The 15,012-nt window shown below is 55.7% G+C and carries 12 protein-coding genes; 5 read left to right on the top strand and 7 right to left on the bottom strand.

The annotated features are described in order from the left end of the window. Positions 1–26: 26 nt before the first annotated feature. From yidC to rpmH, 4 genes are read right to left on the bottom strand one after another with little or no spacing between them, the layout of a single operon-like run. Complete coding sequence (yidC, locus tag G7W63_RS02900) at positions 27–1,748, bottom strand: membrane protein insertase YidC (protein ID WP_166252891.1); 1,722 nt, start codon at positions 1,746–1,748, stop codon at positions 27–29. Positions 1,749–1,752: 4 nt separating this feature from the next. After that, positions 1,753–2,052: a membrane protein insertion efficiency factor YidD gene (yidD, locus tag G7W63_RS02905; protein ID WP_207308870.1), complete on the bottom strand. Its 300-nt coding sequence runs from the start codon at positions 2,050–2,052 to the stop codon at positions 1,753–1,755. Further along, a complete protein-coding gene (gene rnpA / locus G7W63_RS02910) occupies positions 2,052–2,456 on the bottom strand; it encodes a ribonuclease P protein component (RefSeq protein ID WP_166252895.1) in 405 nt (134 codons plus the stop codon). The genes yidD and rnpA overlap by 1 nt, the downstream gene beginning before the upstream one ends. 13 nt (positions 2,457–2,469) lie before the next feature. Further along, entirely contained in the window at positions 2,470–2,604 is a 135-nt protein-coding gene (gene rpmH, locus G7W63_RS02915; protein ID WP_026224022.1) for a 50S ribosomal protein L34, read from the bottom strand. A 648-nt stretch (positions 2,605–3,252) separates the two neighbouring features. On the opposite strand from rpmH, the gene dnaA reads away from it, so the two are divergent. The 5 genes from dnaA to gyrB all read left to right on the top strand — a co-directional run bounded on the left by dnaA (position 3,253) and on the right by gyrB (position 10,972). After that, a complete protein-coding gene (gene dnaA, locus G7W63_RS02920) occupies positions 3,253–4,704 on the top strand; it encodes a chromosomal replication initiator protein DnaA (protein ID WP_166252897.1) in 1,452 nt (483 codons plus the stop codon). Between the two features lie 59 nt (positions 4,705–4,763). Continuing rightward, complete coding sequence (dnaN, locus tag G7W63_RS02925) at positions 4,764–5,867, top strand: DNA polymerase III subunit beta (protein WP_166252900.1); 1,104 nt, start codon at positions 4,764–4,766, stop codon at positions 5,865–5,867. 99 nt (positions 5,868–5,966) lie between these two features. Beyond that, complete coding sequence (locus tag G7W63_RS02930) at positions 5,967–7,238, top strand: ABC1 kinase family protein (protein ID WP_166253268.1); 1,272 nt, start codon at positions 5,967–5,969, stop codon at positions 7,236–7,238. 127 nt (positions 7,239–7,365) lie between these two features. Further along, complete coding sequence (gene recF / locus G7W63_RS02935) at positions 7,366–8,529, top strand: DNA replication/repair protein RecF (RefSeq protein ID WP_166252903.1); 1,164 nt, start codon at positions 7,366–7,368, stop codon at positions 8,527–8,529. 22 nt (positions 8,530–8,551) lie between these two features. Beyond that, positions 8,552–10,972 carry a DNA topoisomerase (ATP-hydrolyzing) subunit B gene (gyrB, locus tag G7W63_RS02940; RefSeq protein ID WP_242634287.1) on the top strand — a complete coding sequence of 807 codons (2,421 nt, stop codon included), beginning with the start codon at positions 8,552–8,554 and terminating at the stop codon, positions 10,970–10,972. Between the two features lie 77 nt (positions 10,973–11,049). On the opposite strand, the gene G7W63_RS02945 is transcribed toward gyrB, so the two are convergent. From G7W63_RS02945 to nuoM, 3 genes are all read right to left on the bottom strand, one after another. Then, positions 11,050–11,796 (bottom strand): VC0807 family protein, encoded by a 747-nt coding sequence (locus tag G7W63_RS02945; protein ID WP_166252906.1) that lies wholly within the window; start codon positions 11,794–11,796, stop codon positions 11,050–11,052. A gap of 162 nt (positions 11,797–11,958) precedes the next feature. Further along, on the bottom strand, positions 11,959–13,392 hold the full coding sequence (gene nuoN / locus G7W63_RS02950; RefSeq protein ID WP_166252909.1) for an NADH-quinone oxidoreductase subunit NuoN: 1,434 nt from the start codon (positions 13,390–13,392) through the stop codon (positions 11,959–11,961). Further along, entirely contained in the window at positions 13,389–14,930 is a 1,542-nt protein-coding gene (gene nuoM / locus G7W63_RS02955) for an NADH-quinone oxidoreductase subunit M (RefSeq protein ID WP_166252912.1), read from the bottom strand. The genes nuoN and nuoM overlap by 4 nt, the downstream gene beginning before the upstream one ends. Positions 14,931–15,012 lie beyond the last annotated feature (82 nt).

Here is a 15,012-nt window from a genome sequence, read left to right on the forward strand (position 1 = left end):
GAGCCCTTTAGCAACTACGGCCAGGGTCAGTGTTTTCTGCTGGCCACGTCTGCTTCGATCTTGCGGGTAATGTACCACTGCTGGGCAATGGACAACACGTTGTTGGTCAGCCAGTACAGAACCAGACCAGCCGGGAACCAGAGGAAGAAGACGGTAAAGATCACCGGCATCATCTTCATGACCTTCGCCTGCATAGGGTCCGGCGGGGTCGGATTCAGGCTCATCTGGATGAACATGCTGGCGCCCATCAGGATCGGCAGGATGAAATAAGGGTCCATGACCGAGAGATCCTGAATCCACAGCATGAAGGGCGCATGCCGAAGCTGCACACTTTCAAACAGGACCCAGTACAGGGCAATGAATACCGGCATCTGCACAAGTATGGGCAGACAGCCCCCGAGAGGGTTGATCTTCTCCTTTTTGTACAACGCCATCATTTCCTGGGACATGCGCTGACGGTCGTCCCCATACAGCTCTTTCAGGCGAGTCAGTTGCGGTGCCACTGCCCGCATTCGTGCCATGGAGCGGTAGCTGGTAGCCGAGAGCTTGAAGAACAGAGCCTTGACCACCACTGTCAGCAGGATAATCGCCACACCCCAGTTACCAACCAGGCCGTGGAGCCAGTCCAGGAGTAAAAACAAGGGGTAGGCAATAAAGAACAGGAAGCCGAAATCCACCGTCCGGTCCAGGTTCGGCGCTATGTCTTCCAGACGCTCAATGATCTTCGGACCAATATAGGCACGGGCATGGGTTTCGCCAGTCTGGCCGGGCTCAACCACGGTCGCCGGACTGACAAAGCCCATGACATAGAGACTGTCACGCCGGTTGGTCTGGAACTGGTGTGTCTGGTCCTGCTGGGGAATCCAGGCGCTCAGAAAGTAATGCTGCAGGAAGGCCAGCCAGCCACCGTTGACGTTCATCTTGATAGGATCTTCCCGAAGATCATCAAAATCATACTTTTCATAGGGATCTTCGGGAGTGCTGACAACCAGGCCCAGGAATGACTGGATACCCATCGAGTTCTGGGCGGTTTGATCGGGACTCTGATCCCTGATGATCTTGCCGGTAAAATTGCCCTGCCAGGTGCTGTCGGATTGGTTGTCTATCTGGTACCGGACATCGATTTCATAACTGTTCCGGTTCAACACGTACTGTTTGGTGACCGCCACGCCGGAGTCGCTGGTGAAGGAAAGATTGAGGGTCAGGGTGTCCTGGCCATCCTCCAGCCGGAAGCTGTCTGTTTCTGCCGTGTACACAGGCGTTGGTCCGACCCGGCGACTGTCAAAGCCGTCGCGGCCTATCAGTCCGCTCTCCATGACATAGGTGCGATTCTGGGTATTCTGAAGCAGCCTCAGGGGCTCTTCGCTGTCCAGAGTGCGGTCGTGCTTGAGCATTGCTGCTTCAACAATATGTCCGCCAATACGATCGACTTTCAGTTCCAGAACGTCGGTGGTAACCGTGATGATGCGGTTGTCTACCTGTGACCGGTCAGAGGCGGTCGCAGCGTCCGAGACGCCGGTATCAGCTGTCGCCTCTGGCGTGGAAAATTCCTCATCATCGACGGTATCCGCAGATGGTTCGCCACGGCCATCGGTTTCAGACCCGTTCCCGTTTCCATTGACGGTCTCTGCCCGTTGTTCTGTGACCTGTGATGGTCTGGGTTGGTTGTAGTCTTCATTCCAGGCCAGAACCATCATGTAACTTACGATGGCCAGACCAGCAAACAATATGATTCGTTGAATGTCCATAAACTCAGGGCGTCGTCTGGTTGGTAGCGTTTTGGGTAGCGTTTTTCCGGGTGGAGCAATGACAGTCTGTACAGGCGTTGCGAAGTTTCACAGAATCGGGAACGGGATCATAGCCCCCTTCAGCCCAGGGATGGCAACGCAACAGGCGTTTCAGCGTCAGAATAAGGCCCTTCAGTCCGCCGTGACGCTCGATGGCTTCGATGGCGTAGGCTGAGCAGGTGGGATAGTGCCGGCAATGACTGGCCATCATCGGGCTTAGGGCGTAACGATAAAAACGGATTGGCATTAGCAGAAGCTTGCGCATCAACCGTTTCCCTTGTTTGCGGCGACTGAGGACTGGTCAGTTTGCTGACTTTGCGCTGACTTCCGTATCAATCGTTGCCAGATGTCTTCCAGCATCCTGCTTACGTCGGTGTTGGCTATGTCTACCAGGCCCTGACGGCTAAGAACGACAATGTCGACAGCGGGCAACCCAGGCTGGTGCCTGAAGGTCTCGCGTACCTGCCGCTTGATGCGATTGCGCTGGACTGCGAGTTTCAGATTCTTCTTTGAGAAAACCAGGCCCACTCTGGGGTGCCCCAGATCATTGGGTGTGGCAAGAATCAGAAAATGACGATGGGGTACGCGTATCCGCACATCGTCGAAGACGCCGCTGTAATCGCGAGGGGTAAGTAACCTGGACGATTTTGGAAAGCCGGACGTCTTCACGAATCAGCGAAGATTATGCGGACAGACGTGCACGGCCTTTGGCACGACGACGGGCCAGCACCTTGCGGCCGTTAGCAGTGGCCATACGGGCACGGAAGCCGTGGACGCGCTTACGCTTCAGGACGCTGGGTTGAAACGTTCTTTTCATGGGATGCTCTCACGTGTCGAAATTGAATATCAGATATTGGCTGTAAAATGAACAGCGAAATAGGAGCGGCATTCTAGACAATGTGGCGTTCAAATTCAATGGGTAAGTATTCAGCAGTTTCAGGTAGGGCCAGGGGCAGGCTGAATGATCAGACCGGCTCCGTGTAATTACATCATTAGGTTTTCTTAAATCTTTAAGTCTTTTCTACTACTACTGTTATTACTGAGCCTGTTTTCTGTGGATAACCGTTTTTATCGCTTACTAGTCATAGACTTGGGTTAATGGCAAGCCGGTGCATGAGTGGCCTTGAGGCCTGTGGGTAACTGCCTCACGGTTTGTGGACAACTTCAGGTTCGGCTTGGCTGAAGGTTATTCATGGTTCCGTCCCGGGGTTACACACAGGGTCGGGGCCCCTTCGCGCACAGGTGCCTGTTAGTAAGTTTCTGAATGTTGTTTTCTGTACACAAGCCTGTAGGTAAGTCTGTAACATAATGAAAAATAATATTAAAAATTTCCACAGGCTGTTTATTAACTACGTTTAGGGCTTTTACTTGGGGGTGGCGGAGAGTAGAATTCTGGGTCATCTCAACTACAGGTTCGGGTAGCACCGTTCCGTGACTATTCCCACCGCATCGGAGGCAGGCTGTCGTGCCGCAAAGAATTTGGCATCAATGTCTTGAAGTGCTCAGGGATGAGTTTCCTGCCCAGCAGTTCAATACCTGGTTAAGGCCTTTGCAGTCGGATCATCGCGAAGGCCAGTTGATGCTGTTTGCGCCAAACCGGTTTGTTATGGACTGGGTTAACGAGAAGTACCTGCACCGTATTGAAGAAGTCCTCAAGGACATTGAGGGCGGTCAGGCTCCGCGGGTGAACATGAAAGTGGGTTCGGCTCCAAGGGCCGGAGAACTGGTATCTTCCTCGGAGTCCGAGAAAGTCAGGCGGTCGGTGGTGCCAGACGAAGCTGGTACCGTCAATGCTGAAGAACAGGGAATAGCGGCGAGCTCTGTGGATCGGGCGTTTCGTGCAAGCAATCAGCAGAGTGATCGTCGCTCTGTTCAGGTTGAGGGGGGAATCAAACACCAGAGCTTTCTCAACGAAGGTTTCACCTTTGACACCTTTGTGGAAGGCAAGTCGAACCAGCTGGCCCGGGCTGCCTCGATGCAGGTGGCGGAAAACCCCGGCGGTGCCTATAACCCGCTGTTTCTTTATGGCGGTGTCGGTCTGGGTAAAACCCACCTGATGCACGCTATCGGAAACGAGATCGTACGTCGGACACCTGGCGCCAAGGTGGCCTATCTCAGGTCCGAACGTTTCGTGGCAGACATGGTCAAGGCCCTTCAGCTGAACGCCATCAACGAGTTCAAACGTTATTATCGTTCGGTGGATGCGTTGCTGATAGACGACATCCAGTTCTTTGCCCGCAAGGAACGTTCCCAGGAAGAGTTTTTTCACACCTTCAATGCGTTGCTTGAAGGTGGCCAGCAAGTGATCGTGACCTGCGACCGGTTTCCAAAGGAAATCGTTGATATGGAAGAGCGCCTCAAGTCCCGTTTTGGGTGGGGCCTCCAGGTGATGGTTGAGCCGCCAGAACTGGAGACCCGGGTCGCGATCCTGATGAAAAAGGCGGAACAGGTAAACGTTCGTTTGAGCAGTGAAGCGGCCTTTTTTATTGCCCAGAAGATACGCTCGAACGTCCGAGAGCTAGAAGGAGCGCTTCGTCTGGTGATAGCGAACGCTCACTTCACCGGCTCTGAAATTACGCCGCCTTTTATTCGCGAGAGCCTGAAAGACCTGTTGGCCCTGCATGAGAAGCAGGTCAGTATTGATAATATACAGCGCACGGTGGCGGAGTATTACAAGATCAAGGTTGCCGATCTGCTGTCCAAGCGCCGGACCCGGGTGGTGACGCGACCGCGGCAGGTCGCCATGTCCCTGGCCAAGGAATTGACCAATCACAGCCTCCCGGAAATCGGCGACGCGTTCGGCGGTAGGGACCACACAACGGTTCTTCATGCCTGTAAGAAGATTGTGGAATTGCAGGGGACGGATCCCAATATAAGAGAAGACTACCAGAACTTTATGCGGCTGCTGACAACCTGATTTTCGGGCTCTGTCACATCCGGTGAACCTTCAACTCCTATATAAGAATGCTGAGTGCCATGAAACTGACGATCAGCCGAGAATCCCTGTTAACGCCCCTGCAATCCATTGCAGGTGTGGTGGAGCGCAAGCAGACCATGCCGGTGCTTTCCAATGTTCTGCTGGTCGCTGAGGAAAACCACCTCACCCTGACCGGTACCAACATGGAAGTGGAACTGATCGGTCGGGTGACGCCGGTTCATGTGGACCAGCCCGGTCGTATTACCGTTCCGGCCAGGAAGCTTTCCGATATTTGCCGGGCGCTGGGTGATGAGTCGCCCATTGAGCTGGCGCTGGAAGGCGACCGGCTGCACCTTCGTTGTGGGGCGAGTCATTTTACCCTGTCTACCCTGCCGGCCGAGCACTTTCCCAATGTGGAGGACGAGCCCGAGAGTTTCCGGCTTGAGCTGGCCCAGCGAGACCTGGGCAAAATGCTCGATGCCACCGCCTTCGCCATGGCCCAGCAGGACGTTCGCTATTACCTGAACGGGCTGCTGCTCGAAGTAGACAAGGATCACGTACGCACCGTCGCCACCGATGGCCATCGTCTTGCCATGTCCCATCTGGACATGCAGACAGGTTGCCCGGAATTGCGCCAGGTAATCGTACCCCGCAAAGGTGTGCTGGAATTGGCCAGACTGCTGGATGAAGTTGAAACACCGGTTACCCTGGTCATCGGCGATAACCATCTCAGGGCCACTGTGGGCAGCTATACCTTTACCTCTAAGCTGATCGAAGGCAAGTTCCCTGACTACAACCGTGTTATCCCCCGTGGTGGCGATAAGATCGTCCTGGCTGACCGGTCGACCCTGAAAAATATGCTGCAGCGGGCCGGTATTCTGTCCCACGAAAACATCCGTGGCGTCCGGCTGAACCTGGCACCCAATGAACTCCAGGTGTTCGCCAACAATCCGGATCAGGAACAGGCTGAGGATGCCCTGGCGGTTGAGTACCAGGGTGAACCGCTGCAGATTGGTTTTAACGTCGGCTACCTTGTCGATGTGCTGAATGCCCTGGACGATGATCAGGTCAAGCTTACGCTGGCGAACCCGAACAGCAGTGCCCTGATCGAATCCCAGAGTGATACCAGTTGTCTTTATGTCGTTATGCCGATGCGGCTATAGAGGGTCGCGGAAGTCGGTCTGGTGTTTCTCTGGCCGGGCCGGCTTCATTTATCAGTAGAAAACCAGAGCGATAAAATGGACGAACAAGGGAGTAGCCTTATGGGCTCAGTGAGCAATGGAATAAAGGGAGCGCTTCGGGTAGGGCAAACCGCAACGGTACTGGGCCGTACCGGTGTTAACTGGCTCCGCGGGGACCGTCCCCCTACCCCGCGACTGTTACGTCAGACTTTTGAGTCACTGGGTGCCACCTACATCAAACTCGGCCAGTTTATTGCCAGCTCACCGACATTTTTCCCCAAGGATTACGTGGACGAATTCCAGCAATGCCTGGACCGCACCCCGAGCCTTCCCTTTGGTGTCATGAAGCGGATTATCCGGGAAGAACTGGGCCGACCCATAGAAGAGGTCTATGCCGAGATTGATCCGGTGCCTTTGGCCTCGGCCTCCATTGCCCAGGTGCATGCTGCGAGGTTGCACAGCGGCGAGGACGTGGTTATCAAAATCCAGAAACCGGGCGTGGAAACCATCCTGTTAACGGATCTGAATTTCCTCTATCTGTCCTCCCGAATTCTGGAAACCCTGGCACCGAAGATTTCCTGGACTTCGCTCTCCGGTATTGTGGAAGAGATACAACGCACCATGATGGAAGAGTGCGATTTTATAAAGGAAGCGAACAACCTCAAGGTATTCCGGGATTTCCTTCACGACACCCATAACGAAGACGCCGCTGTGCCGCGGGTTTACGAGCACTGCAGTACCCGGCGGATCCTGACCATGGAACGCTTCCATGGGGTGCCGCTGACTGATCTCGAAAGCATTCGCGGTTACGCCAAGGACCCCGAGCGCACGCTGATTACGGCGATGAATACCTGGTTTGCAAGTCTGACCCAATGTGAATTCTTTCACGCCGACGTACATGCCGGCAACCTGATGGTACTGAAGGATGGCCGCGTAGGTTTTATCGACTTCGGGATCGTGGGCCGTATAAAACCGGATACCTGGCAGGCCGTGTCCGATTTTATTTCATCCGTGATGGTAGGCAACTTCGAAGGTATGGCGGATGCCATGATCCGAATCGGTATAACCCGTGAATCGGTCAGTTCGGAAGCACTGGCAGCCGACCTGCAACGACTCTACAAGCAGATGGACCGGATGGTCCCGGATGAAGTTCCCTACCGGCCTGATCAGGCCGAAGACGATGTGAACAATATTCTGATGGACATGGTACGGATCGGCGAAGGTCACGGGCTGCACTTCCCCCGTGAGTTCGCGTTGCTGCTGAAACAGTTTCTCTACTTCGACCGGTATGTCCATATTCTAGCGCCCGAGATGGATGTGTTCATGGATGAACGGCTGAATATGCTTCATTGAGTATTCTCAACGGTCGTGCTCGTACCACTCCGGGAAATTCAAGCGGGTCGCCACTGGCGGCCCGTTTTTGTAGACTGTTGCGGTTCGCCCGCTGTTTCTGTTTCTCCGGTTTGAGACGTTTTCACCTATGGCGCTGGTAAAGCTGCAAACGGATAACTTTCGGAATCTGATTAGCGCCCCGGCTTTCTTTTCCCCTTCCATGAACCTTCTGTATGGAGAAAACGGTAGCGGCAAAACCAGTTATCTCGAAGCCATTGGATACCTGGGACTTGGGCGCTCATTCAGGGTTAACCGTCATCAGGCCGTCTGTCGGCATGGCGAGGATCAGTTTGTGGTGTTTGGCGGTCTCGATCCGGGAGTGGCTGTTGATCGGGGTGAGGCTTCGAAACCGGTTTTTGAGTTGGGGGCGTCATCCCCGGAGCCACAAGACTTTGCCCATCGCCTGGGGATATCCCGTAACATAGTCTCGAAAGAAACCTCTCTTAAAGTGGATGGTCAGGCAGTCAGAAGTCTTTCTACGCTTGCCAAACATCTTCCCGTCTCAGTGATCGACCCCGGTGTATTTGATATTGTTGCAGGCAGCCCGGGGAAACGCCGGCAATTCCTGGACTGGGCAGTGTTCCACGTGGAACCTTCCTTTGCGTCGGCGTGGCAGCAATGCCAAAGAGTGACATCACAGCGGAATCAAACGCTCAGAAATGGTAGACTAGACGATTCACTGCTCAAGGTTTGGGACAGCCAGTATTCGGCCATAGCGGCCGCGGTCACCTCGGCTCGAAAATCGACATTTGGGTTGTTCAAGGATGCCTTTGACGTTCTGTTGGCTGAAGTTGAAGTGCCGTGGTTGTCTGGACTCAAGCTGGAATTGTATCCCGGCTGGGATTCAGCCCGGCCTCTTGAAGAGGTCCTCCGGGAGCATCGTGACCAGGAATTAAAAATGGGCCATACACTTTACGGGCCCAATCGAGCGGACATCAGGCTGAAATTCCAGGGCAGGCCCGTTGCTGAAACCTTTTCCCGGGGCCAGCAAAAAACGTTAGTGATTCTGATGAAGATTGCCCAGGGCGTGGTTCTTAGTCGAATGGGCAAACAGGTCACCTTTCTACTGGACGATATTAATGCGGAGTTGGATGGCGAGCATCGTGCCATGCTCGCCGAAAAGCTTCGCGAGTTGAAATGTCAGGTTTTTATCACCTCTATAGAACAGCCGCAGCCCGAGTCGTTGTGGCGTAAGACAATGCCCGATTTCAAAGTGTTCCACGTGGAACATGGCGGATTAACGGAAGAATGATCAGCGCTTCAGGAGCGTCCGAATGACAGTGACAGCATCGAGTTATAACTCCTCCAGTATCAAAGTCCTTAAAGGGCTTGATGCCGTTCGCAAACGGCCCGGTATGTACATCGGCGACACAGACGACGGTACAGGCCTGCACCACATGGTGTTCGAATTGGTGGACAACTCCATTGATGAAGCGCTAGCGGGCCATTGCTCCGAGATCGGTGTAGTCATCCACCCTGATGAGTCAGTGACTGTAAGGGATAACGGTCGCGGTATTCCCGTAGACATCCATGAAGAAGAGGGTGTCTCTGCTGCGCAGGTCATTATGACTGTGCTGCATGCCGGCGGTAAGTTCGATGACAACAGCTACAAGGTGTCTGGTGGTCTGCACGGGGTTGGCGTGTCTGTAGTGAATGCGCTGTCTGCCAAGCTGAAACTGACTATACGCCGTGAAAATAAGGTGTATGAGCAGCTATACACCCATGGCGTACCCAATACGCCCCTCGAAGAAGTTGGCGATACCGATCGAAGCGGCACCGATGTGCATTTCATACCGTCGCCTGAGACCTTCACACACATTGAATTTCACTACGACATCCTTGCTCGCCGGCTCCGGGAGCTTGCCTTTCTGAACAGCGGCGTCCGCATACGGTTGCATGACGAGCGTAGCGGTAAACAGGAAATCTTCGAATATGAGGGTGGCCTTCGGGCGTTCGTCGAGCACTTGAATAGCAACAAGACGCCCATCAACCGGGTATTCCACTTTATTAAAGAACGGGAAGATGGCATTACCGTTGAAATTGCCATGCAGTGGAACGACGCCTTTCAGGAAAATCTCTATTGCTTCACCAACAATATCCCCCAGCGGGACGGTGGTACTCACCTGGCAGGCTTTCGGGCTGCCCTGACACGGTCCCTTAACAACTACATCGAACACGAAGGCATTGGCAAGAAGGCCAAGGTCAGCACTTCCGGTGACGATGCTCGTGAGGGCCTGACGGCCATCGTGAGCGTGAAGGTACCTGACCCGAAATTCTCTTCCCAGACCAAGGACAAGCTGGTTTCGTCCGAGGTCAAGACAGCGGTAGAACAGGAGCTGTATCAGGCCTTTGCTGATTTTCTCCAGGAGCAGCCAAGCGAGGCACGGCTGATCGTCAACAAGATGATCGAAGCGGCCCGTGCGCGGGAAGCTGCGCGCAAGGCACGGGACATGACCCGGCGCAAGGGCGCTCTGGACATCGCTGGCTTACCTGGAAAACTGGCGGACTGTCAGGAGAAGGATCCGGCCCTCTCCGAACTGTTCATAGTGGAGGGTGACTCGGCCGGTGGCAGCGCCAAACAAGGCCGGGACCGGAAGACCCAGGCGATACTTCCGCTCAAGGGCAAAATACTGAACGTCGAGAAGGCACGCTTCGACAAGATGCTGTCTTCAGTGGAAGTTGGCACCCTGATCACAGCACTTGGCTGCGGCATCGGCCGGGAAGAATTCAACGCTGACAAGCTTCGCTATCACTCCATCATCATCATGACGGACGCTGATGTGGACGGCTCACACATCCGTACCCTGCTCCTCACCTTCCTGTTCAGGCAGATGCGGGAGATCATAGAGCGCGGTCATGTGTTTATTGCCATGCCTCCCCTTTACAAAGTCAAGCGGGGCAAGCAGGAGCAATACCTGAAGGATGAGAAAGCCAAGGAGGCCTACTTGACCCAGACCGCCCTGGAAGGTGCTCAGCTGTACGTTAATCCAGACGCCCCGGCCTTGAAGGACTCAGCCCTGGAAACCATGGTCAAGGACTACCAGGCGGTTATGGCCATGATCGACCGCCTGTCACGGGCCTACCCAGCCAAAGTATTGCAGCAGATGCTGGACAACGTAACCCTGAGCCGTGAAGACCTTGTCCATGAGGAAGTAGTTGCCCGCTGGGTGGCGAGACTCGGTGACGGGCTTGATCTGGACACCAGGACGGGTACCAAGTACACCTTCTCAGTGGAAAAGGATACCGAGCGAAACCTCTATCTGCCCAAGGTGGTCATCTATGTCCATGGTATTCCCCATACCCACGTGTTCAGCCATGATTTCTTCGAGTCATCCTCCTACGGGGCTATTGCCCGTCTTGGGGAAACTCTGGATGGCCTGATCGAGGAAGGGGCTTTTGTCCAGCGTGGCGAACGCAAACAGGCGGTGCTCAGTTTCGCCGGCGCCCTGGACTGGCTGATGAAAGAAGCCTCCCGCGGCCTCAATATCCAGCGCTACAAGGGCCTGGGTGAAATGAACCCGGACCAGTTGTGGGATACCACCATGGACCCGGAAACCCGCCGTATGATGAAAGTCACCATCGAAGACGCTTTCGCCGCGGACCAGATTTTCACCACCCTGATGGGCGATGATGTCGAGCCCCGCCGGGCATTTATCCAGTCTAATGCTCTGCAGGTAACCAACCTGGACGTATAGCCTGGTTGAAAGAGAAAGAGATATAAAAAAAGCGGCCAGACGGCCGCTTTTTTTATATCTATCAAATACTTAAACCATCAATTGGAGTTTTCTTTGGAGTCTTTCGGATGAGGTTCAATCTTAGTTGATAAAACCTCTTCAAGGGTATAGCCGGTCAAGCGCCGAATACTGCGCCAGAGGTAGTAGAATATGGCAATCATCATCACCATCGACGGTATGGCAATCATGGGGTAGCTCACCAGGGTCATCTGGCCCAGCTCTTCATTGAATGCAGTGGTGCCCGAAGGGCTGGTAACAATCCACTTGGCCAGAATATAGTTCATGATGGACGAGAACAGAAAAGTACCCGCGAACAGATAGCTGGCTTTCAGCAGGCGGGCCTCGAACACGTCCTCTGTGCCCCTCTCCACCAGCGTGCGATGGATCTTGTCCACATCGAGGACCGCTGGATTGTAAAGTAGCGTCCTTACCAGCGGATACTTGGTCCGGGTTGAAGCGAGCACGGCCAGACCAATGACCGCTGGCACGGCAGCCTCCTTGATCGCGAGCCACTGGGCATCCAGCGCCAGCAGGCCGATGCCTCCGGTCAGGCCAACGCTGATAACCCCGAGCACGGCGATAAAGTTGTATTTGCGGTATTTGATCAGTTCAAACAGCCCCCAGCCCAAAGGAAAGGCCAGACCGATGAGCAGTGCCCAGGTTGCACCAAGGTAGTCGTTACCACTGAGCTTCATGAGGATTACTGACGGGATGATGATACTGACCAGCAAGTCCACCCAAGGCCGGGGCTTGTGGGTAGGTATTTCGGTATTACTCGTGGACATAGGCAACCTGCAGTAGGGCCGGGACACCAAGTCTGGTGAAGATTACCCGGGCAATGAAACGAGGGGTTAGTATACGACGAAGCCAACCGGCACTATAACCCCGAGGTTCAATCTATAAGCCTATACTCCCCGGCTCTCCCAACCTGTCCTTAAAACTGGCCCTCACAGCCCGGCGGTCCAGTTTATAAGCGGCGTTGGGTAAAGCCCAAGCACCACCACCAGGAACGCGAGGCCGATAACCACCAGACCGCCGGCCTGCAGGCCCCAGTTCGGAGTAGCGTCCCGATGCCGCATACCCGGCTCAACCAGGAACAGCGTGACCATAACCCGGAGGTAGTAAAACAGACCAATGGCGCTGGCCGCGATTATCCCGCCCACCAGCCACCAGCGGGCGCCTTCCACCGCCAGGGCAAGAATATAGAACTTGCCGATGAAACCGGCGGTAAAGGGAATCCCGGCAAGGGAGAGCATACTCACAGTGAGAACGGCTGATAGATAGGGCCGGCGCCAGAACAGCCCCCGATAATTATGGAGCGCGGCGGCGTCCTCTCCCTGGTAGGGGCTCGACACCAGGGTAACGACCCCGAAAGCTGCGAGGGTGGCGACCAGATAAGTCACCAGATAGACCCCGGCGGTTTCTACTGCCAGGTTACTGGTGACCACCAGGGATACCAGCAGATAGCCGAAATGGGCAATGGACGAATAACCCAGCAGCCGCTTGAGGTTTGACTGTTGCAGGGCCAGGAGATTGCCGACCAGCATGGTCACCAGCGCCAGCACCGCCAGGAGCTCGCGAATCCAGTCGCCCTGGAACGCCGGCGCTGATATCACCAGCCTGAGCAGTACTACAAACACGGCAAGCTTGCTGACCGATGCCAGGAACAGGGTGGCCGGCCCCGGGCCGCCCTCATAGACATCCGGCGTCCAGAGGTGAAACGGCACGATCGATAGCTTGAAGCCAAGACCCACCAGCATCATGACGGTTCCAGTCAGCCCGATGATGCCGCCTTCGACGCCAAAGCCGGCGGCTGCCAGTCCTGGAAGATCCAGTCTCCCGGTCTGGGCATAGAGAAAGGCCATGCCAAAGAGCAGAAACGCCGTGCCCGCCGCCGAAAGCACCAGGTATTTGACCCCCGCCTCAAGGGAGCGGCGCTCCCTGAAACTGTAAGCCAGCATGCCATAGAGGGGCATCGACAGTAGTTCCAGGCCAAAGAACAGGGTCGCCAGGTGGCGGCTGGCGACCAGCACCATGGCACCTGCGGTTGCCGTCAGTAGCAGAAGGTAGAACTCTTCCTTTGGACCCTTATAGCCTTCGAGGTAGGCGTGGGCCATAGTGCCACAGGCCAGGCTCGAAACCAGGATCAGCACCCAGGAAAACAGCGTTAACGAGTCAATGGTCAGCAGCGGTGTGTCGACGGGCTCGTTGCCCAGCGCAAAGATGACAAGGATCAGTGCCAGATTAAGCCCGATGGCCGTGCCCAGAGCGCTCCCGCCGTGGTTGCGGCGCCAGGCAATCCCCAACATGACGGCGATGGCCGATGCGCTGATCAGGATCACCGGCAGCAGGGCCTGCAGATGGCTGAGGGTTAGAGTCATGGACTATCCTCCCCGCCAAGGCTGTCCGCTGGCGGACCGGCTTCCAGGAAGAGCACCTCGACCTGGGCCATTACACTGCCGGTGGTATCCAGCAGGGGTTGAGGATAAAGGCCGAAGAACAGCACCAGTGCCAGAATGCTCAGCATCATGCCGTATTCACGCCGGTCCAGCCCCGCCAGCGGCTCCGAAGCCTGGCTGGGTCCGTAGTGAACCCGCTGCATCAGTATCAGCGAATAGATGGCGGCCAGCACCAGGCCGCCGCTGGCAATCACCACCACCACTGGAGCAACGGGGAAAGTGCCGAACAGAATCATGAACTCGCCAACAAAGTTGGCGGTCCCCGGCATGCCCAGGGAGGCAACCACAAAGCACAGGGTAAAGCCGGGCAGGCTGCCCAGGCGCCCCCAGAGCCCACCCATCAGACGCATGTCCCGGGTATGCAGCCTTTCGTACAGCTGTCCGCTGAGAATGAACAGGCCGGCGGAGGAGAAGGCATGGGCCAGCATCAACACCACGGCGCCCTGTAGCGCAAGCTCTGAGCCCGAGTAGATGGCAATCAGCACAAAACCCATGTGGGAAATACTGGTGTAGGCAATCAGGCGCTTGATGTCATGTTGACCGCAGGCCAGGACCGCACCATAGAAAATACCCACCAGGCCGAGCGTCATGGCTATGGGCGCAAATTCAGCGGACGCCTCCGGAAAGAACGGCAGTGCAAAGCGCAGCATCCCGTAGGCTGCGGTCTTGAGAAGTATGCCGGCAAGATCCACGCTGCCGGCGGTGGGCGCCTGGGCGTGGGCATCCGGCAGCCAGCCGTGGAGCGGGACCACAGGGAGTTTGACCGCAAACGCGATGAAAAAGCCCAGCATCAGCCAGGTCGATGCAGTTTCAGAAAGCTCGGTCTGGCGAAGGGCTTCATAGGCGAAGGACCAGTTGCCGGTATTGGCCTGGTTGATAAAGGCCAGCGCCAGAATGGCCGCCAGCATCAGCAGCCCGCTGGCCTGGGTATAGATAAAGAACTTGGTCGCGGCGCGGATACGGGTCTTACCTTCCGACCCGCTGTGACCCCACAGCGCTATCAGAAAATACATGGGCACCAGCATCATTTCCCAGAACACGAAGAACAGGAACAGATCCAGGGCCAGGAAGACACCCACGACACCGCCAAGGATCCATAGCAGGTTCAGGTGAAAGAAGCCGACCCGACGCACGATTTCCTGCCAGGAGCAAAGCACCGCCAGCACCCCCAGAAATCCGGTCAGAGCGATGAGCACAAGCGACAGGCCGTCCAACGCCAGATGAATCTCGATCCCAAAGCGGGGTATCCAGGGCACGCGCCATTCGTAAGCCCATTGCCCGGGCTCGGTCACGGTCGTCAGGGTAAAGTCACCCACCCACCATAGCCCCAGACTGATGACCAGTACAAAGGCCATGGTTGCCAGGGCAATCCAGCGAGGAGCCTGGGGCCCCCAGCGCTCTGCCTGCCAGCACAGCAGCCCCCCCAGAAAGGGGATGAGGATCAGCCACACCAGTATCATGGGCATCCTCCGTCAATGCAGGAGAGGCTGCCGGGTTGTCCCGGCGTCCGATGTCGGGCGGTCATGGAGATTGCATCCTTAT

The organism is Marinobacter salicampi (genome assembly GCF_011074795.1).
In the GTDB taxonomy this organism is placed as follows: Bacteria; Pseudomonadota; Gammaproteobacteria; order Pseudomonadales; family Oleiphilaceae; genus Marinobacter; species Marinobacter salicampi.